Source organism: Niveibacterium sp. COAC-50, assembly GCF_013184235.1.
Lineage (GTDB): Bacteria > Pseudomonadota > Gammaproteobacteria > Burkholderiales > Rhodocyclaceae > Niveibacterium > Niveibacterium microcysteis.
In genome coordinates this window covers 223,928-243,977 of the sequence record NZ_JABCJM010000001.1, presented here as the reverse complement: position 1 = coordinate 243,977, position 20,050 = coordinate 223,928, and the positions used below count along the sequence as shown (strand labels likewise).

The window sequence follows — 20,050 nt, the reverse complement described above, 5'->3', positions numbered from 1 at the left end:
TCAACCGCGCCGCGGGCGCCCCGCTCAGGGCGCCGGGTTGGGAATCTGCTGGTGGATCGCCTCGATGCCTGCCAGCACTTCTGGCGACAAGCTCAGTGCTGCACTTTCAAGGTTGCTGTGCAGTTGCTCCAGCGTGGTCGCGCCGATGATATTGCTGGTCACGAAGTCACGTGAGGTGACGAAGGCCAGCGCCATCTGGGCCGGATCAAGGCCATGCTCCCGCGCGAGCGCCACATAAGCCGCGGCGGCACGCGCGGTGTTGGGGTTGGTGTAGCGCTGGAAACGCTCAAACAACGTAAGCCGCGCGCCCGCCGGCTTGGCGCCGTCGAGGTACTTGCCGCTCAGCACGCCGAAAGCGAGCGGCGAGTAGGCCAGAAGCCCCGCCTGCTCGCGGATGGCGATCTCGGACAGACCGATCTCGAAGGTGCGATTCACCAGGCTGTAAGGGTTCTGGATGCTTGCCACGCGCGGCAGCCCGGCGACATCAGCCAGCGTGAGGAATCGCATCAGGCCCCAGGGGGTCTCGTTCGACACACCGACATGGCGAACCTTGCCGGCCTTGACGAAGTCCGCCAGCACGCCAAGCGTCTCGACGATCGGCGTCGTGACTTCGTCGGCGATGTGCTGGTAGCCCAGCTGCCCGAAGCAATTCACGCTGCGGTCGGGCCAATGCAGCTGGTAGAGGTCGACGTAGTCCGTCTGCAGCCGGCGCAGGCTGTCGTGCAAGGCTGCTTCGAGGTTGGCGCGGTCGAAGAAGGTGGTGCCGCCGCGGATATGACGCGGGTTGTGCGGTTTGCGCACCGGGCCAGCGGCCTTGGTCGCGAGCACCACATCCTTGCGCCGGCCGCTCTTCGCCAGCCAGGTGCCGATGTAGGTCTCGGTCAGGCCCTGCGTTTCGGCGCGCGGCGGCACCGGGTACATCTCCGCGGTATCGATGAAGTTCACGCCGGCATCGAGCGCGCAGTCAATCTGCGCATGCGCGTCGGATTCGCTGTTCTGCTCGCCCCAGGTCATGGTGCCAAGGCAGATGGCACTCACCTTTAGGCCGGTTCGGCCGAGTTCGCGGTATTCCATCGGGACTCCTTCGACTAGTCTTCGATCTGCTGCAACTCGTAGAGGCGGCGATAGATGCCGCCGTCGATCGCCATCAGATCGTCATGGTGGCCGCGCTCGGCGATGCGGCCGTGGTTGAGTACGATGATCGCGTCGGCATCGCGGATCGTCGACAGCCGGTGCGCGATGGCAATGATCGTCACCCGGCCGCGAAGTTCCGCCAGCGCGGCTTGCACCACCTGTTCGGTTTCGCTGTCGATGTGCGACGTGGCTTCGTCGAGCAGCAGGATCTTCGGTTGCCCTGCCAGCGCACGCGCGATCGCGATCAGCTGTTTCTGCCCCACCGACAGGCGCGCGCCCCCCTCGCCCAGCGGCGTGGCGTAGCCCTCGGGCAGCGCGAGGATGAAGTCGTGCGCACGGGCAGCGCGGGCTGCGGATTCGATCTCGCCATCGCTAAGCCCGCGCCCCATGTCAATGTTCTCGCGTGCATTGGCGGCGAGCAGGAAGGGCTCTTGCGGCACCAAGCCGACGGCGCTGCGGAAGGTGGCGTCACCCAGTTCGCTGATCGGCGTGCCGTCGATCTCGATCGCTCCGCTCTGCGGTGCGTAGAAACGCAGCAGCAGCGCGAGCAGCGTGCTCTTGCCGCTGCCGGTATGGCCAACGATGCCGTGGAAGCTGCCGGCGGCGATCGTCAGCGACAGATCATGGATCACCGGATGGGTCGGGTCGTAGCCGAACGCGAGCTCACGCAGCGCAACTTCCCCGGCGCCGATGCGGCCGCTTTCGCCCGCCGGCACGGCCAGCGGTTCGGCGAGCAAGGTACCGACGCGCGATGCGGCGATCAGCGATTGCTGCAGTTGCGAGAACTGCAGCGTAATCTGGATCAGCGGCTCGATCACGCGCGCCATCAGGCCTACGAAGGCGTACAACACACCCACCTCGGCCACGCTGCCGCGCCCGGCGAAACTCGCCAGCACACCGACCAGCAACAGCACATTGAGCAGATCGAGTGCGGGGCGCAGTAGCCACGCGTTGGCGCGCAACTCAGCGCGGCGGGCTTCGTAGTGCGCGCGGTTGGCCTGCTCGAAGCGTGCGGCAAAGCGCCCGGCAGCGCCGGTCGCCTGCAGCACCGGCATGCCGGCGATCGACTCGGCAATCTGCGCGTTGATCTCGCTGCGCAGCTCACGCGCACGGGCCACGGCCGGCGCGGAAAGCCGCTTGTAGAACCAGACGATCCCGATCACGGCCGGGATCAGCAGCGTCACCACGCCCATCAGGCGCAGATCCAGCCAGGCCATCGCGGCGAGCGATCCGCACAGCACGATCACGCTGTCGAGCATCACGAATAGCACCTGCACGTACAGTGCCTTCACCGCCTCGGTGTCGTTCGTCACCCGGCTGACAAGCTGGCCGGTGATCGCACGGTCGAAGTAGGCGACCGGCAAGCGCAGCACATGGCCGTACACCCGCTCGCGCAAGCGCTGCACCGAACGGGCCGCGACGCCGGATAAGCTCAATAGCTGCAGGTAGCGCAGGCCGTTGGCGCACCACACGGCGAGCAGGCTGCCGCCGATCAGCAGCGCGATGCCGCCGATATCGGCGCGGCGCGGGATCAGGTAACCGTCGATGAAGGCCTTGCCCAGCATCGGCCCCAGCACTTCGAGCCCGGCCGCGCAGGCAAGCCCGAGCAGTGCGATCAGCAGCCGCCGCGATTCGGGTCGCGCAGCCTGTGCCAGCAGCGCCGCAGCGCGGGCGAGGTCGCCGCTAGTGTTGTTGTGTTCAGGCTGCATCGAGGCTCGCCTCCAGTTGCTGGTAGCGCCACTGGCTGGCGTACCAGCCGTTGCGTTCGAGCAGTTCGGCATGCGTGCCGGCTTCGATGACGCGCCCATGGCGCAGCACCAGCGTGCGCTCGGCATCCATCACCGCCGAGAGCCGGTGGCTGACGATGATCACCGTGCGGCCGCGGCGCGCGTCGCGCAGGTGGCTCAGGATGCGCGTCTCGGTTTCGGTGTCGACCGCCGAAAGCGCGTCATCGAGCAGCAGGATCGGCGCGTCCGACAGCAGCGCGCGCGCAATCGCCACCCGCTGGCGCTGCCCGCCGGAGAGCGACACGCCACGCTCGCCGACCGGTGTTTCGTAGCCCTTGGGCAGGCGCAGGATATCGTCGTGGATCGCCGCCAGCCGCGCGGCCCGCTCGATCTCGGTGCGACTCGCATTCGGTTTGGCGAGTGCGATGTTGTCAGCAATCGACGCCGAGAACAGGAAGGCCTCCTGTGGCACCCAGGCCATCGCGGCACGCAGCGCATCGAGCGAATAGTCGGCGAGCGGCCGGCCGCCCCAGCGCAACGCACCCGATTCGGCCACGTCCTGACGCAGCAGCAAGCGGATCAGCGTTGATTTGCCGGCGCCGGTGGCGCCTACGAGACCGAGGGTATGGCCGGCTTCAAGCCTCAGATTGACGGCGTCGAGCGCCGGAGCCGTCTGCCCCGGGAAGCGGTAGGTCACCTCGGCCAATTCCAGCGCCGCATCACCGGCGGGCGCTGCCAGCGTGCCGTGATCCGGCATCTCCGGCGCCGCTTCGAGCACCGGCTGCAGGCGCTCCCAGGCGGCACGGCCCCGCTCGATCAGCGACAGCACATGGCCCGCCGCGAACATCGGCCAGATCAGTTGCCCGAGATACATCGAAAAACCGGTCAGCAGGCCGATCGTCAGCTCGCCCTGCCACACCAGCCAGCCGCCCAGCGACAGCGTCAGCGCGCTGGCGGCTGACAAGGCGAGGCCAACCGCCGGTTCGTAGGCCGCCTCCCAGCGCTGCGCGGTGTCGCCGGCCTTTGCAGCAGCCGCTGTGAGTTCGGCGAAATGCGCGCTGCTGCGCGCCTCCAGACCCAGCGCGCGCACCGTGCGCACCCCGGCCAGCGTTTCCTGAACGTGATCGTTGAGTTTGCCGAAACGGGCGAGCGAATCGCGCCATGCATGGTGCACATGGCGCGAGATGCGCCAGAACGCGAAGGCCATGAAGGGGAACGGCAACAAGGCAGCAAGGCCGAGCCGCCAGTCGATGCCCAGCGTCATCATCGCGACCACCAGGATCAGCGTCATCGTGCCGTCGAAGCCCGCGAGCAGCGCTTCACCAACGGTAAGTTCCACCGCGTCGATGTCGTTTGTCGCCCGCGCCATCAGATCGCCGGTGCGGCTGCCCTGGAAGAAGCGCGCGCCCTGCAGCGTGAACTGCCGGTAGAGCTTGGTGCGAAGTTCGACGCCAAGCTGGTAGGCGGCCGAGAACAGCGCCAGCCGCCAACCCACCCGCAGCACGTAGATCGTCAGCCCCATCGCGACGAGGATCGCGAATTCGCCCAGCAGCGCGCCCGGCGTGACCTGGCCATGCACCAGCCGGTCGATGATCGCCGCGACGCGGCGTGGCACCCACACGGTCAGGATCGCGATGCCGGCCAGCATCACGGCAGAAGCGGAATAGGCGCGCCAGTGGCGGCGCACGAAGGCGGCTACGAGGGCAGCGAGACTCATCGGGGTGTCCGGGGGCAGGAAGGGGCCAGTCGCGCCGTGTGAGCGCGGCGGCCAAGGGCATCATTCTAAGGTCCTCACGTATCCGGTTCGTGTCTGCCGGCGCAGCGCCTGCACAAATCCAGCGCACAAAGAAAAAGGGCGCCCCTCGCGGAGCGCCCTTTGCGTGCAGCTGATTCATTCAGCTCAGGCGGCGGCGCGTGATCGCGCCCAGGCCGACGAGACCGACCAGCATGGTTGCCCACGAGGCAGGTTCCGGCACGGCGGTCACGCTGACATTGTCGAGCGAACCACCGTAGCTGTTGCTGATCCCGCCCGCCTTGAAACCCAGCGTGGACAGGTCGCCGGCTGCGACGAAATTGAAGCTGTATTGCTTCCACACGTTACCGGAGGCGCCAACGCCGCTACCCGACGCGGTCAGTGCCGAAGCACCGTTGATCAGCGCGGTGATGTCATTCGAATCTGCTGCCACACCAGTACGCGGCGAGAAGTAGAACGACACCTTGTAGGTTTGGCCAACGGTGGTATCGAAGGTTTGCGAAATCCAGGAATTCGCGGTGGTATCCAGTTCAACGAAGTTCACGCCGTCGAACGCAGTGCCGGCAACGTTGTTGCGCAGCTCAACGCCGTAGGTCCGGTTGACCTGCCAGCCGGCGAAGTTCTTCGTGTAGATGCTCCAAGTCCCGTTGGCTTGTTTGACATCTTCGAAACTGCCGTTTTCGATCAGGTTGATCGGCGCAGCAGCGGCCGAACCGATCAGTGCAAAGGTCGCCACACCGACGAGCGCGGCGCGGACAACTTGCTTGGGGGTTAGCGTCATGAGTGCTCCCAGGGGTTTTGGTTGGGGTCGGATTGCCAGAAATCTGCTGCGGCAGCCTCACGCCGTCTTTTACAGATCAAAGGCAAGGAAATGATATTTCCTTCGAACAATCCGTATTTGTCGATTCTCGCTGCACCGCGCAATCCGTCACGCACGGTGACGGTGATGGCGCTGAACCTCAGCGCACGTCGCACCTCGCGCGGGGCGCCCCACAAAAGAAAAGCGCCCCCCGCAGGAGCGCTTCCGTTGGTGTGCGCCTAAGGGCTTCAGCGCAGGCGGCGGCGGGTGATCGCGCCGAGGCCGACCAAGCCGACCAGCATGGTCGCCCACGAGGCGGGCTCGGGCACCGCGCTCACGCTGACCTTGTCGAGCGAACCACCGTAGCTGTTGCTGACGCCGCCAGCGGCGAACGTCAGCGTGGACGACGTGCCGGTGGCGACGAAGTCAAAGCCATATTCCTTCCAGACGTTCCCGGTCTGGTGCTGGCCGCTGCCAGTCGCCGTCAGCTTCGTCACGCCGTTGAGCGACACGATGATGTCGTTCGAGTTCAGCGGCACCTGCATGCGTGGCGAGTAGTAGAACGAGACGCTGTATTGCTGGCCAACGACAGTGGCGAAGGATTGCGAGATCGATGAGTTCTTCTTCGTATCCAGCTCAACGAAGTTGGCGCCATCGTAGGCCTTGCCATAGACGTTGTTGCGCACCTCGACCCCGTTGGTATCGACCTGCCAACCCGAGAGCTTGTTGTAGATCGTCCATGTACCGGCCTGCTGGCTGACACTCTCAAAGCTGCCGTTGGTGATCAGGTTGGTCGCCGCACTTGCGGAGCCGATCGATGCGCAAGCGGCCAGACCAGCTAGCGCGAGACGCAGGGGGGATTTCGTCATGTGTGCTCCCAGGGGAAATGTTCGGGTCGAATGACGGCGGCTGCGCGAGGCAGTTATGCGCCCTCATATGCAGGCCATCGACACCCGAATGATATTTCCAATAGAGATGTCGTATTTGTTGATTCTTGTTGCGGCGCGCAATTAATCACGCCTTTCGGCAGGATTACCGTTACGACGACGCTCGCAAAAGCGTCGCAGCGCCCGGGTAGCCAGGGCCCGCGCCCTCATCGAAGGGCCACAGCTTGGCGGGGGCCGCCGCCAGCGCTGCGCCCCGCTCCGAAGTGCTTCAGCCTGCCGTGATGATGCCGCAGCCCACACGCGGCCCCGCATTGCCAAGCGGCTGCGAGGTGTAATCGTCGGCATCGCGGTGAATGATCAGCGGCTTGCCGACAATGCCGTACTTGCCCGGCGTCAGGGTGATCGTATCGACATCCTGCGACAGCACTCCGACGCCACTCGCGTCGGTTTTCAGGTTGAACATCGCACCGGCGTGGCGCGCCGGGGTGCCCGGATGCCCGTGCGGATGTTGATCCGGGTTCAGGTGGCCGGCCGTCTTGGTGCCGTCACCCGAGCAATCCGCGACGTCGTGCACATGGAAACCATGTTCGGCATTGGGCTTGAGACCCGACACCCGCGCGTCGACATGTACTTTGCCATTCGGCAGTTCGACAAAGGACACCGCGCCGGTCGGGCTCAGGCCGGCGGCTTCTGCCGACGCGGTCGGGCGGATCTGCGCGACGGCGCGAAGGGGTGCAGGTGGCGTGCTGGCGCAAGCGGCAAGCAGGGTGGCAGTGGCTAGCAGGGCGATGTTTCTTGTAGGCATCGATGATCTCCGGGGTTGGGGCGGGCAAGACCCGCTTTCTGCATCGTAGATCAGCCGCCGCCCGCCGCCACAAATGAAAACGGCACACCCAAGGTGTGCCGTTGCGCGGAGAACCGGGCGGGATCAGGCGGCGGGCTTAGCGTCAGCCTGGATTGCCGTCAGCGCGATCGTGAACACGATGTCGTCCACCAGGGCGCCACGCGAGAGGTCATTCACCGGCTTGCGCAGGCCTTGCAGCATCGGGCCCACCGAGACCACGTTGGCCGAGCGCTGCACCGCCTTGTAGGTGGTGTTGCCGGTGTTCAGGTCGGGGAATACGAAGACCGTGGCTTGGCCGGCAACCGGGCTGCCCGGTGCCTTCTGGGCCGCAACGTCCTTCACGGTGGCCGCGTCGTACTGCATCGGACCGTCCAGAACCAGTTCCGGGAAACGCGTCTTGGCGAGTTCGGTGGCCTTGCGCACCTTCTCGACGTCGTCACCGCTGCCCGAGGCGCCGGTGCTGTAGCTGATCATCGCAACCTTCGGGTCGATGCCGAAGGCGGCAGCGCTGTCGGCACTCTGCTTGGCGATATCGGCCAGTTCTTCGGCGGTCGGGTCCGGGTTGATCGCGCAGTCCGCGTAGACCAGTACCTGCTCCGGCATCAGCATGAAGAAGCAGGACGACACGATCGACGACCCCGGCGCGGTCTTGATCAGCTGCAGCGCGGGGCGCACGGTGTTGGCGGTCGTATGCACCGCGCCGCTGACGAGGCCATCGACTTCGTCGACGGCCAGCATCATCGTGCCGAGCACAACGGTGTCTTCCAGCCCGGCACGCGCCTGACCCGGCGTCAGACCCTTGCTCTTGCGCAACTCGACCATCGGCGCGACGTAACGTTCGGCGATCGCATCCGGCTCCAGGATTTCAAGCTCAGGCGGCAGGACGAGGCCCTGCGCATCCGCGACAGCCTGGATCGATGCCCGCTTGCCCAGCAACACGCAGCGCGCAATGCCCTTCTCGGTGCAGATCACGGCGGCCCGCACGGTACGTGGCTCGTCGCCCTCCGGCAGCACGATGCGCTTGTTCGCGGCACGCGCCTTCTGGATCAGCTGATAGCGGAAGGCCGGCGGCGACATGCGGGTGGACACGGCTAGCTCCAGCCCGGCGCAGATCGCCTCGCCGTCGATCTGCTCGGCGACGCTTTCGATCACGGTGTTCATGCGGTCCGAATCGTCCTGCGGCACCGCGTTGGGCAGCCGGCTGATACGTGCTGCAGTCTCATAGCTGTCGCCATCGGTACGCAGCACCGGCAGGCCACCGTGGAAGGCCAGCGTGCCGAATTTCTCGATCCGCGGGCTGATGAAGCTATGGTGGGTCAGCAGCAGACCGGCGAGCTGGATGCCGTTGCTGGCCGCCAGCGCAGTCGCCAGCATCACGTCGTCGCGGTCACCCGCGCTGACAACCAGGGCGCCCGGTTTGAGGCGCGGGATCACTTCCGACACCGAACGCGCGGCCACCACAGTCTCGAGGACACGGCGCGAGCCGATGTCGCCCTCGATCATGATCTCGGCGCCGAGATGGCGCGCCACATCGATCGTGCGCGGCGCCGACAGCGCCGGATCGGTCTTGATCACGCCCCACACCGGCACGCCACCGAGTTGCGCTGCGGCAGCCGCTTCATCGAAGCCCTCCACCGCGCGGTTGAAGATCACCCCGACCACACGGCGTCCTGCGTTGCGCACCTGTGCGATCAGATAGTTGGTTTCTGCGATGCCTTCGGCGTCGGCAGCGCTCGCCACCAGCACCACATCCGCCTGCAAGCTGCGCGCGATGTCGCCCGACAGGCGCGGGATGAAGGCACGGCTGGGGTCGGCATGGATGCCTTCGACGACCAGCACGTCGGCGCCTTCGGTGGCGGACATCGACAGGCTGACAATGTCTTCGAGCAGATCGTCAGTCTTGCCGCTGGTGATGCGCTGGGTGACCAGGCTCATCGGCAGCGGGTCCGGCGTACGCTCGACGTGGCAAATGCTGCGGGCGAACAACACCGACGGCTCGGTATCCGGCGTGCGTTTGGTGACCGGTTTGACGAACGCAACCTTCAGGCCGCGACGCTGCAAGGCCCGCACGAGGCCCAGTGAAACCGAGGTAAGGCCGACATTGGGTCGCGTCGGCGCAACGAAATACGTACGCATGGGGGAGCTCCGCTTGTGGTCAGCAGCCCCTCCGGTAGGCCGGGGGGAAATTGTGCGGTGCATGATAGTCGGCCGCCTTAACTATTTTGTTGACGAGACAGGGATTGTTCGCAGTTTTTACACTTTAACCATCATAGGGTCGCCGAGGCCGCTTCGCTGCCGGATCGGCACCTCGCGGCCTGTACGTCGCACAGCGCCCGTCCGCGCGCGTGCACTGCGGTACCATCTGCGCCCTTCGCAACACGCTGCACCCAGGTGGTCCCCATGCAACGCCCAGAACTCCTCGCCCCTGCCGGTTCGCTGGCCATGCTCGACACCGCCTTCGCCTTTGGCGCCGACGCGGTGTATGCCGGCCAGCCGCGCTACAGCCTGCGCGCGCGCAACAACGAGTTCGGCAGCCTGGAGAACCTGCAGCTGGGTATCGACCGCGCGCATGCGCTCGGCAAGCAGTTCTACCTGGTGAGCAATGTCTTCCCGCACAACGCCAAGGTGCGCACCTACCTCGCCGACATGGCGCCGGTGGTGGCCCTGAAGCCCGACGCACTGATCATGGCCGACCCGGGCCTGATCGACATGGTGCGCGAGGCCTGGCCGGAGATGCCGGTGCATCTGTCGGTGCAGGCCAACACGGTCAATTACGCCACCGTGCGCTTCTGGGGAAAGATGGGCGTGCGCCGGATCATCCTGTCGCGCGAGCTGTCGCTCGACGAGATCCGCGAGATCCGCGAAGCCTGCCCAGAAATGGAGATCGAGGTCTTCGTTCATGGCGCGCTCTGCATCGCTTACTCCGGACGCTGCCTGCTCTCGGGCTACTTCAACCACCGCGACCCCAACCAGGGCACCTGCACGAACTCATGCCGCTGGAAGTACGACGTGAAACCGGCCGAGATCGACGCCACCGGCGACGCCACCAGCGGCAACGCCTGCTGCAACACGCCAGCACCCAGCGCCGAGAACCCGGCCTCGAAGGTCTACCTGATCGAGGAAGAGACCCGCCCCGGCCAGTTGATGCCGATCGAGGAAGACGAGCACGGCACCTATGTGATGAACTCGAAGGATCTGCGCGCCATCGAGCACGTGGCCAAGCTGGTCGAGATCGGCGTGCATTCGCTGAAGATCGAGGGCCGCACCAAGTCGCCCTACTACGTCGCCCGCACGTGCCAGGCCTACAGCCAAGCGATTGAGGACGCGATTGCCGGCCGCCCGCTGGACATGCGCCTGCTGTCGGAGCTAGATGGCCTTGCCAGCCGTGGCTACACCGACGGCTTCTACGAGCGCCACCACACGCAGGAGTACCAGAACTACCTGCGCGGGCATTCCGAATCGGACCGCAGCCAGTACGTGGGCGATCTCACCGGTTACGGCATCGACGGGCTGGCGGAAGTTGTCGTGAAGAACAAGTTCTCGGTCGGCGACCGCGTCGAAGTGATTCACCCAGCCGGCAACCGCGAAGTCGCGATCGAAGCCATGTTCAAGGCCGACGGCACGCCGACCACGGTTGCGCCGGGCAGTGGCCACCACGTTCGCGTGAAGCTGCCTGCCGGCTGCGAAGGCGCCTTCCTGGCCCGCTTTATCTGACGCCGGGCGAGCGAGCCCGCGCCGCAATCAACGCGCGTTCCAGCCTTGATACTTCGCGACGTTGTCGCGCGTTACCAAGTTTGTCTGCAGCAGAATCCGCCCGCGCTCGGCGCCACGCCCGTCGCGCAGCGCAAGGCCGCTATCCACACCGCGGCGCCCGATCTCTTCGGGCGATTGCGCTGCGCTGACGACGATCAGGCCCGGGCGCTTCAGCGCATCTTCCACCTCGGGCGAGCCATCGACGCCGCCAATCAGCAGCTTGCGCATCCCGCGCCGGACTGCGACGGTTTCCGCGCCAAGGGCCTGACGATCGTTGATCGCGAAGATCGCGTCGATCTGCGGGAAGCGCTGCACATGCTCTTCCATCAGATGGCTGCCGCCCCAGGGTGAGGCCAAGCCATCGCCGGTATCCGTCAGCAAGCGGATGTTGGGGAAATCCTTCAAGGCCGCCCTGCAGCCGGCGACCCGATCGGTGACCGATGAGACCTGCGGCCCATTCTGGATGATGAAATTGCCTTTGCCGTTGAGGCGTCCGGCCAGGTAGCGGCAGACGGACTCACCCGCGCTCCGATTGTCGGACTGGATCATCACTTCCGCACCCTCGGTATCCACGTCGACCGCAACGACGGGAATCCCCGCGTCGCGCGCGCGACGCAACGCGGACGCCAGCGCCGTGGAGTGGGATGCTGCGATCAGAATCAGATCTGCGCGCTCGCTGACGAAGCGCTCGATCTCGCGGACCTGCGCCGGCACGTCGTACTCGGCGGAGGTAACGATGACGCGCACACGCGGGTTGATCTCTTCCGCCCGCGCCTGCGCCCCCCGCGCCAGCGCGCTGAAGTACGGATTCGCCAGCGATGAAACCGAGACCCCCACCACGTCGAGTTTCCGCGGGCTATCGCCCGCATGAACGGTGGCGCATGAAACCAGCGCCGCAAGCATCAGCACGGTCTTCTTCATCAAAGCTGCCTCTCGATCATTGCACGACCCCATGAAACGGCTGTTCCACCGACTCACCGCCTGCCGGCGCAACCCGTGGCAGGCTGATGCGGACCCGGGTACCCTCAGCCCCCGCGCTCTCAAGTGCGATCCGCCCACCCAGCACGCGCGTCACCAGCGTGAACACGATATGCAGGCCAAGCCCGCTGCCGCCCTGGCCCAGGCGCGTGGTGAAAAACGGGTCGAAGACCTTACGCTGGTTCTCCGGCGGGATACCGCATCCATTGTCAGCAACGACCAGCTCCACCGCATCATCGTTGATGACGCGGCCGCTCACCGTGATATGCCCGCCAGCCCCCGGCGAGAAAGCATGGATGCGCGCGTTGTCCACAAGATTCGTCACCACCCGGGCCAGCGCCCCCGGAAAGGAATCGAGCCTCAGATCGCCGTCGAGTTCGAGCTCCAGCGCGATGGCCGTGGCTCGAAGCGAGGGCCGCAGGGTTGCGACGATTTCTTCGAGCGAGTGCGCGAAGCCGAAAACGCGCCGCGCTTCACTGGTCTGGTCCACCGCCACTTGCTTGAAACTGGAGATCAGCTCATGCGCCGAGGCGAGGTTGCGCGTCAGCAACTTCGCCGCTTCGTCGCAGGTGCGCAGCGCGTTGAGCAGCTCGCTGCGGCGCAAGCCGCCGCCCTGCGCAGCGCGCAGAATCAGCCCCGCCTCATGCGACACCGTGGTCGCCAGCGTCACGCTGTTGCCGATCGGCGTATTCAGTTCGTGCGCCACCCCGGCCACCATTGCCCCCAGCGAGGCGAGCTTCTCCTGCCGCACCAGCTCGTCCTGCGCGCTACCCAACTCGGCGACGGTACGGATCAGCTCGCGGTTCACCTGCTCCAGCTCGGCCGTGCGCTCGGCAACCTTTTCCTCCAGCCCGTGGTTGAGCTCGGCGAGCGCTTCGCGTGTCGCCCACTCATCCGTCGTGTCGCGCGAGCTGGTGATGACGTAACGGGTATCGCCAACCGCGAAGATCCGCGCCGACATGGCGCAGCGCCGCGTCTCACCGTTACGTCGCTGCAGCACGATATCGAGCTGGTTGATTGCGCCGCCGCCGGCCTGCAGCGCATCGCGTATCTGCGCCATGTCCTGCTGGCTGCGTACGATGCCCAACTCAAGCGCGGTACGGCCGATCGCCTCGGAACGCGCATAGCCGGACCAGATCTCCCAGATCCGGTTAACGGCGAGATAGCGCCCGCTCGCCAGATCGTTGAGCGTCCAAGCATCGGGCGACACCTCGAAGGCGGCGGCGATGCGCCCTTCACTCTCGCGCACCCGCTGCTCCGCCTCGTGCCGTGCCGTCACATCGACAAACTGTGCGATCACGAATGGCCGGCCGCGCACGCTCACCGCCCGCGCGCTCAGCTCACAGACCACCCGCCGCTGATCGCGTGCCGCGAGCGTGATCGCGCGGCCCTCGATCGGCAGCGCGCCGGCCGCCAGCGCGGACCACTCTGCCAACAAGGATTCGCCGGGGAGCATCAGCCCTAGCCCATCGAAGGGCATGTCCTGAACCTCGGCGGCCGACATGCCGGCCAGGCGCAGGAACGCCTGGTTCGCCTCACGCACCCGGCCGTTGTCGGGCGACAGGATCAGCGCCGCAAGCGGCCCTTCGCGGAACAGCGTCGCGAATTTGTCTTCCGACTCGGCCAGCGCCTCGCTCGCGAGCAGCCGGTCCGCCGCACTGCGGTCGCGCTCGCTCAGCGCCTCGATGTAGTGCTGCCGCACGATCACGAGGATTGCGTAGAGCATGATCGCGAAGAAACTGAAGGTGGCCGCCTGGTTGAACACCAGCGCACGTGAATCGCTCGCGCTGCCGTGCGCGAGCTGCAAAAGGCCACCACTCCAGACCAATGCGAGCACCAGCAGCAGCGCGATGCCCCCGGTGCGGCGCCCGAGTACCAGGGTGCCCACCACCACCGCCACGAACACGCCAGACATCTGCAGGGTCCGGATCGTGCCCAGCCGCAGCGCGATCGACACCGCAATCGCGCAGCACAGCAGCATCAGGATCACGACCACCGGCCGCACCACGCGACGCCGGATCAGCACGAAGAACAGTGGCCAGAAAAGCAGCGCGCCGAGCAGGGAATACATCGCGACCGGGCTCGAATGCCAGCCAGTCAGCAGCATGAAGGCCGCGAAGGTAAAGACCAGCAAGCCAACGACCACCAGCAGATCGCGTAGCACCGGCACGAGCTGGTCACCCAAGCCGAACGCCGGCCCAGTCGAATCCCCCCCGAATAGTCGATGCCAGGTTTCCCGCATGCGCTGTGTCCGATGCTTGCCGCTTCTGGCAATTACGGCAGCGCGCAGGTTTTCCGTAGGTGCCGGCCGGGCGGCAGGCTATCGGTACAGCCTTATTGCGGATTGCGGGCTGCGCGCTGCCAGGCAATCACGGCCTGAGTGGCGTGCGCCATGATGCGGTCGCGCAGATCCTTCGGCAGTTCCTGCGAGAGTGCCGCGAACAAAGCCTGCGTGGTCTCCTGCGCGATGCCCTCGGTCGCCAAGCCGTGCGACAGGCATCGCAGCTGGATATGCGCGAGCGCGTCGGACACCAGACGCCAGCCGTCGGCCGGCATCTGCCGCGTGAGGGCCACCATCAGGCCACCGAGCGTACGCAGGACGGCGAAGGCTTCTTCGCGCTCGCCCGAAGCAATCATTGCGTGCCACAGCGCGAGGTGGATGCCGCGCCGCAGTTCGACCTTGAAGGCAAAGCCGCAGCCCTCTTCATCGTTGAGGCGCGCGAACCACGCTTGGCAGCGCCCTTCCTGGGCCACATCCATCGTGTCGCGCAAGGCACCGACCAAGGCGGTGATGCCAAGCATGCACGCGGGGCCGAAAGCCTGGCTCCACGCCAGCCCCCACTGATCGAGGCCGGCCAGTAGCAGCGCCTTGCGCGCCGCGGCGCCCTCGGCGTCGGCCATGCCTGCCCACTCGGCGAGTTGGCCGCAGATCGTCACCACCGCGCCGACGCGCTCCTGCTGTTCGGATTCAAGCGTGTGGCGAAAGATCTGCACGAAGGCATCCTGAACCAGGCGGGCAGCCTGTTCCTGGGCGTCGCGGGCAACCGTGGCGTCAAGGGTGTCGAGCGGGATGTTCATCAAAGCGGCGTCCGGCGAAGAAGAGCGAGGCGCGATTGTGCCCGAGGGCGCTGCCGGCGTCAGTTCGGGCAGACCCCGGCAGTGAGTGCGCGCTCGCGTGCATCGCGCGGCTGCGATGCAATCTGCTTCACGCCCTTGTAGAAACGCGGCAAGGCGTCGCCACAGGCGGCCAGCATCTGGCGGAACGCTGGCACCTTGCCGGTGTAGACACCAACCGACGCGAGCAAGGCGTTGTTGATCGGCTGCGCGAACCAGCGGTCGTAACCGGCGTAGCCGCCCCAACGCTCGGTTTTGATCTGCTGGTAGCGTTCGCCCATGGCAGCGATCAGCGCAGCCTTGCGCGCGAGCTTGTCCGGGGCGGGCAGATCGCTCGCATAGAGCGCTTCGAGTTGGCGGCGGTAGTCGAGCACCAGCGCGCGAAAGTCCTCGCGCATGCGCTGGGCCCGTTCAAAGCCGTCACGCAATGTGGCCTTCCCCGGCTGCGCCATCCAGCGCTCGACGCCGGCCTCCTCCACCGCCGTAGCGAAGGATTCGTTGAACTCGGTGTCGTCTTTGACGTAGGCGACCTGATGCGTCAGCTCGTGGAACAGCAGGCGGGCGAACTCCGTCTCGGGCCACGCGATGAAGGTGGACAGCAGCGGGTCAGAGAACCAGCCCAGCGTGGAATAGGCGGGCACGCCGCCGACATACACGTCGTAGCCCTGCGCACGCAGCTCGGCTGCGCGTGCGTCGGCATCTGCCTTGTCGAAGTAACCGAGGTAGCCGATGCAGCCAGCCACCGGTACGCACCACTCCTTCAGACGCACCGACAGCGGATCGGCGGCGAACACGTTCCACGACACGTACGGGCGGTCCAGCGCGGTGTAGCGCGCGTAGCTGTCGTTGTCCGGCAAGCCGAGTGTGTCGGACGCAAAGCGGCGGATCTGGCGTGCGCGTTCGAGGTTTGCGCGCAGTGACTCCGGGGTATCGCCCTCCGCCACCACCTCGTCGATCGGGCGGCTGTGACTCAGCAGCGCGATCTGCCCGCCGGCCGCCTGCAGGTAGTACGCGGGCGAGACGGAACACGCGGATAGCCCGAACAGCAGCGCGACGGCGGCCGAAACCGCCGCCATGCCTGCCAGTCTCACGCGCCTGCCCATGCGCGATCAGATCGCCTGCGTGTTCGCCTCAAGCCAGGCGAGCGCTGCTCCGGTCACCAGCGGCGCAACACGCTCACGCACCGTTGCGTGATAGGCGTTGAGCCAGGAGACTTCGTCGTCGCGCAGCAGGCCGCGGTCGATGCAACGGGTATCGATCGGGCACAGGGTCAGCGTTTCAAAGGCAAGGAAGTCGCCGAACTCGGTGCTGCCGGCCTCAACGTTGAGCAGCAGATTTTCGATCCGCACGCCCCATTGGCCGGGGCGATAGATGCCCGGTTCGTTGGAGGTGATCATGCCCGGCTCCATCGCCATGTCGGCATTCGGAATCGCCTTCGAGATCGACTGCGGGCCTTCGTGCACATTCATGAAGTAGCCGACCCCATGGCCGGTGCCGTGGCCGTACTCGATGCCCTCGGCCCAGATCGGCGCACGCGCCAGCGCGTCGAGTGCCGGCGACAGGGTGCCGCGCGGAAACTTCGCACGCGACAGGCTGATCATGCCCTTGAGGACCAGCGTGAAATCGCGCTTCTGGGCCGCGGAAGGGGTACCCACCGCAACGACGCGGGTGATGTCGGTGGTGCCGCCGAGGTACTGACCACCCGAATCGATCAGCAGCAAACCATCGCCCGCGATCGTGGCATGCGAGGCATCGGTCGCGTGGTAGTGCGGCATCGCGCCATTGGCATTCCAGGCCGCGATGGTGCCGAAACTCGCGCTGACGAAGCCGGGGCGACGCGCACGCGCGGCGGTGAGTTTCTCGTCGACCGTCAGCTCGGTGATCGTCTCGCGGCCGATCGCCGATTCGAACCATGCAAAGAACTCGGCCAGCGCGGCGCCATCCTGCGCCATCGCCTCGCGCACATGCGCCGCTTCGGCGGCGGTTTTGCGCGACTTGGCCAAGGTGCTCGGGTTGATTGCCTCGACAACACGCACCCCTTCCGCCACCTTTTCGCGCAGCCCCAGCGTCACGCGGCGCGGGTCGAGCAGCAGTGTCGCGTCGGCCGGCAATGCCGCAAGGGCCGCAGGCGCCGCGTCGTAGGGCGCCAGCACGACACCGTCCGTTGTCAGCCGCTCAGCCAGGGCGGCCGGCACTTTCCCTCCACCCACAAACAGCGTCGCCGTGTCGGCACCGATCAATGCGTGAGCGATGAACACCGGGTTATAGCTGACATCCGAACCGCGCAGATTGAAGAGCCAGGCGATGTCGTCGAGCGTCGAGAGGAAATGCCAGCCTGCCCCATGTGCCGCCATCGCAGCGCGCACACCGGCGAGCTTGTCCGCACGCGAAGTCGCGGCATGCGGAGGCAAATGCTCATACACCGGCGCCGCTGGCAGTGCCGGGCGATCGGACCACACCTCGGCGACGAGATCCAGATCAGCGCGCAGCGTGATTGCACGCGCACCGAATGCCGCGCGCAGTTGTTGCGCCGCGGCCAGCCCGAGCGAGCTGCCATCGACCGCCAGCGAGCCGCCTTCCGGCAGGTTAGCCGCAAGCCAGTCGACATGCTGGCTGTTGTTACCCGTCGGGATGCGCATCAGCGTGATGCCGGTGCCAGCGAGCTCGGCCTCGGCCTGCACCCAGTAACGGCTGTCGGCCCACACGCCCGTGAAATCGGTTGTAACGACCAGCGTACCCATCGAACCCGTGAAGCCGGACAGCCACTGCCGGGCTTGCCAGTGCTCAGGAAGGTATTCCGACAGATGCGGGTCGGCAGACGGCACCAGGCAGGCATCCACGCCGTGGCGGCGCAGGGCGGCGCGCAGCTGGTCGATGCGCGCGCGGATCTCGGTTTCGCGTTGGGTGCTGGGGCTGTTCATCGTTTTATCCGGCTTGTGGCGGTTTAGTCAGCGAGGCAAACGGTCAGTTCGCTCCGGCGAAGCCCACGCGATGCGCATGGGCTTTGCCGGAAAAACTGCCGTCGTCCCGATCGCCACGGCGCCCAAAGGCCGCCAGCAGGGCAATGCGCTCGGCACGGCGCAGCGCCTTACCGGTCTTCTGATGCGCTCCGGCCTTGCGGAGCAGCGCCGCAGCAACCAGTGGGTTGCGTGGCGCGAGGGGTGACTTCTTCATTTCGATCTCCAAATACGAGGCGGGCCGGTCGTGGCCCGCCGAACGCACGACCAACACCTGTGCTGATCGTGGTCTACGATCATCGCATGTTGGCGCCACAAAATGCAGCAAGGGCGACCCGAAGGCCGCCCTTGCGAAACTACCCGCCGCTGATCCGACTTCAGAAGATTCGGCGACCGATTTCCCAGGACAGCGCAGCAACAAACGCGGAACACGGAATCGTCAGGATCCAAGCCCAGACGATGTTGCCCGCCACGCCCCAGCGCACCGCTTTGACGTTGTTGCATGAGCCCACGCCGACGATCGCACCGGTAATCGTGTGCGTCGTCGACACCGGAATGCCAAGCGAGGTGGCGAGGAACAACGTCATCGCGCCACCCGTTTCAGCACAGAAGCCGCCGACCGGCTTCAGCTTGGTGAGCTTCTGACCCATGGTCTTCACGATTCGCCAGCCGCCGAACATGGTGCCGAGGCCAATCATCACGTAACACGCGATCACCACCCAGTGCGGCAGATGGTCCGGCGTTGCCTGCATCCAGTGCGGCACCATTTCCGGGTGCGAAACCGTTGCCGCCACCAGCATCATCCAGATGATACCGGCCGTTTTCTGCGCATCGTTGCCCCCGTGACCCAAGCTGTAGAGCGCGGCTGACATCAGTTGCAATCGCCTAAACCACTTATCGACCCGCCGTGGCGCGGTTCGGAAGAAGATCCAGGAGACGGCCAACATCAGCAGGGAGCCCAGCAGCATGCCGAGCATCGGCGACACGACGATGAAGGCAACTGTCTTCAGCACACCCGAGGCGATCAACGAGTCGGTGCCCGACTTTGCAACCGCCGCCCCAACCAAGCCACCAATCAGCGCATGGGATGAGCTGGAAGGGATGCCGTACCACCAAGTGATCAGGTTCCAAACAATGGCGCCCATCAGTGCGCCAAAGATCACGTAGTGATCGACGATCGAGGGATCGATCGTGCCCTTGCCAATGGTGGCAGCCACCTTCAACGGAAACAGGAAATACGCCACGAAATTGAAGAACGCGGCGAACAGCACCGCCCACTGCGGGCGGAGCACGCCGGTCGACACGACCGTGGCAATGGAGTTTGCTGCATCGTGAAAGCCGTTCATGAAATCGAACAGCAACGCGAGTGCCAGCAAAACGAGCAAAACCTCGAAGGTCATCAGGAAACCCCGGTGAGTCCAGCAATCATGTTCGGGGACGCTTACGCGTTCTCGAACACGATGCCTTCGAGAATGGTGGCAACGATGTAGCAACGATCCGCCATGTCTTCGAGGCGCTCGTACACCGTGCGCATCTTCATCACCTGACGGACCTCCGGCTCTTCGCGGAACAGGCGGGCCATCGCGCCCCGCATGACGACGTCGGTCTCGTCCTCGATGCTGCCGATTTCCTTGCAAAGCTCCAGAATGCGCTTGGCGTTCTCCATGTTGGAGATCAGGGCCACTGCCTCGCGCACCTTCTCGGTGGCCTGCACGCACAAGTCGGCCAGCTCCTTGGCCTCCGGCGTGAGCTTCTGGATGTCGTACTCGTACACCGTCAGTGCGGCCGCTTCACACACGTCGAGGATGTCGTCGAGCCGCAGCGCCAGAGCGTGGATGTCTTCGCGGTCGATCGGCGTGATGAAGGTCTTGTGCAGCAATTCCAGCGTGCCATGGGTCAGCGTATCCGCTTCCTTCTCCACCGCCTCAATGCGGCGAAGACGGCTGGGCAGCTGGTTGATGTCCGTCATCAGCGCAGCAAGTTCACGGGAGGCTTCAACGGCCTTGACGGCAACAGCATCGAAGGATTCAAAAAAACGCCCCTCTCGGGGCATCAGACGAGCAAACATGGGGGCTCTCGGCCAAATGTAACGAAAGCGTAATTT

The 20,050-nt window shown here is 65.7% G+C and carries 16 protein-coding genes; 1 reads left to right on the top strand and 15 read right to left on the bottom strand.

The window, feature by feature from the left end; all coding sequences use genetic code 11:
• Positions 1-24 precede the first annotated feature (24 nt).
• From HH302_RS01090 to pta, 7 genes are all read right to left on the bottom strand, one after another.
• Complete coding sequence (locus HH302_RS01090) at positions 25-1,074, bottom strand: NADP(H)-dependent aldo-keto reductase (RefSeq protein WP_172196938.1); 1,050 nt, start codon at positions 1,072-1,074, stop codon at positions 25-27.
• Positions 1,075-1,088: 14 nt separating this feature from the next.
• A complete protein-coding gene (locus tag HH302_RS01085) occupies positions 1,089-2,843 on the bottom strand; it encodes an ABC transporter ATP-binding protein (protein WP_172196936.1) in 1,755 nt (584 codons plus the stop codon).
• Entirely contained in the window at positions 2,833-4,578 is a 1,746-nt protein-coding gene (locus HH302_RS01080; RefSeq protein ID WP_172196934.1) for an ABC transporter ATP-binding protein, read from the bottom strand. Before HH302_RS01080 ends, HH302_RS01085 begins: the two co-directional genes overlap by 11 nt.
• Before the next feature lie 178 nt (positions 4,579-4,756).
• Positions 4,757-5,395 (bottom strand): DUF642 domain-containing protein, encoded by a 639-nt coding sequence (locus HH302_RS01075; RefSeq protein ID WP_172196932.1) that lies wholly within the window; start codon positions 5,393-5,395, stop codon positions 4,757-4,759.
• A gap of 266 nt (positions 5,396-5,661) precedes the next feature.
• The gene (locus HH302_RS01070) at positions 5,662-6,282 is read right to left on the bottom strand and encodes a DUF642 domain-containing protein (protein WP_172196930.1); all 621 of its coding nucleotides are present in this window, start codon (positions 6,280-6,282) and stop codon (positions 5,662-5,664) included.
• A gap of 286 nt (positions 6,283-6,568) precedes the next feature.
• The gene (locus tag HH302_RS01065) at positions 6,569-7,105 is read right to left on the bottom strand and encodes a superoxide dismutase family protein (protein WP_172196928.1); all 537 of its coding nucleotides are present in this window, start codon (positions 7,103-7,105) and stop codon (positions 6,569-6,571) included.
• Positions 7,106-7,228: 123 nt separating this feature from the next.
• Positions 7,229-9,280, bottom strand: coding sequence for a phosphate acetyltransferase (gene pta, locus HH302_RS01060; protein WP_172196926.1), 2,052 nt, complete (start codon positions 9,278-9,280; stop codon positions 7,229-7,231).
• 264 nt (positions 9,281-9,544) lie between these two features.
• Here pta and yegQ point away from each other — a divergent pair, with 264 nt between their 5' ends.
• Positions 9,545-10,858, top strand: a complete 1,314-nt coding sequence (gene yegQ, locus HH302_RS01055; RefSeq protein ID WP_172196924.1) for a tRNA 5-hydroxyuridine modification protein YegQ — start codon at positions 9,545-9,547, stop codon at positions 10,856-10,858.
• 27 nt (positions 10,859-10,885) lie between these two features.
• Here yegQ and HH302_RS01050 read toward each other — a convergent pair whose 3' ends face one another.
• The 8 genes from HH302_RS01050 to HH302_RS01015 all read right to left on the bottom strand — a co-directional run bounded on the left by HH302_RS01050 (position 10,886) and on the right by HH302_RS01015 (position 20,014).
• The gene (locus HH302_RS01050) at positions 10,886-11,818 is read right to left on the bottom strand and encodes a substrate-binding domain-containing protein (protein ID WP_172196922.1); all 933 of its coding nucleotides are present in this window, start codon (positions 11,816-11,818) and stop codon (positions 10,886-10,888) included.
• A gap of 16 nt (positions 11,819-11,834) precedes the next feature.
• Positions 11,835-14,117: an ATP-binding protein gene (locus tag HH302_RS01045; protein WP_172196920.1), complete on the bottom strand. Its 2,283-nt coding sequence runs from the start codon at positions 14,115-14,117 to the stop codon at positions 11,835-11,837.
• A gap of 92 nt (positions 14,118-14,209) precedes the next feature.
• Positions 14,210-14,953, bottom strand: a complete 744-nt coding sequence (locus HH302_RS01040) for a hypothetical protein (protein ID WP_172196918.1) — start codon at positions 14,951-14,953, stop codon at positions 14,210-14,212.
• Between the two features lie 59 nt (positions 14,954-15,012).
• Positions 15,013-16,065, bottom strand: a complete 1,053-nt coding sequence (locus HH302_RS01035; protein WP_172196916.1) for an aminopeptidase — start codon at positions 16,063-16,065, stop codon at positions 15,013-15,015.
• 33 nt (positions 16,066-16,098) lie between these two features.
• Positions 16,099-17,910: an aminopeptidase P family protein gene (locus HH302_RS01030; protein WP_172196914.1), complete on the bottom strand. Its 1,812-nt coding sequence runs from the start codon at positions 17,908-17,910 to the stop codon at positions 16,099-16,101.
• Positions 17,911-17,953: 43 nt separating this feature from the next.
• Positions 17,954-18,163 carry a hypothetical protein gene (locus HH302_RS01025; protein WP_172196504.1) on the bottom strand — a complete coding sequence of 70 codons (210 nt, stop codon included), beginning with the start codon at positions 18,161-18,163 and terminating at the stop codon, positions 17,954-17,956.
• Positions 18,164-18,323: 160 nt separating this feature from the next.
• Positions 18,324-19,346, bottom strand: coding sequence for an inorganic phosphate transporter (locus HH302_RS01020; protein WP_172196912.1), 1,023 nt, complete (start codon positions 19,344-19,346; stop codon positions 18,324-18,326).
• A gap of 41 nt (positions 19,347-19,387) precedes the next feature.
• Positions 19,388-20,014, bottom strand: coding sequence for a DUF47 domain-containing protein (locus tag HH302_RS01015; protein WP_172196910.1), 627 nt, complete (start codon positions 20,012-20,014; stop codon positions 19,388-19,390).
• Positions 20,015-20,050 lie beyond the last annotated feature (36 nt).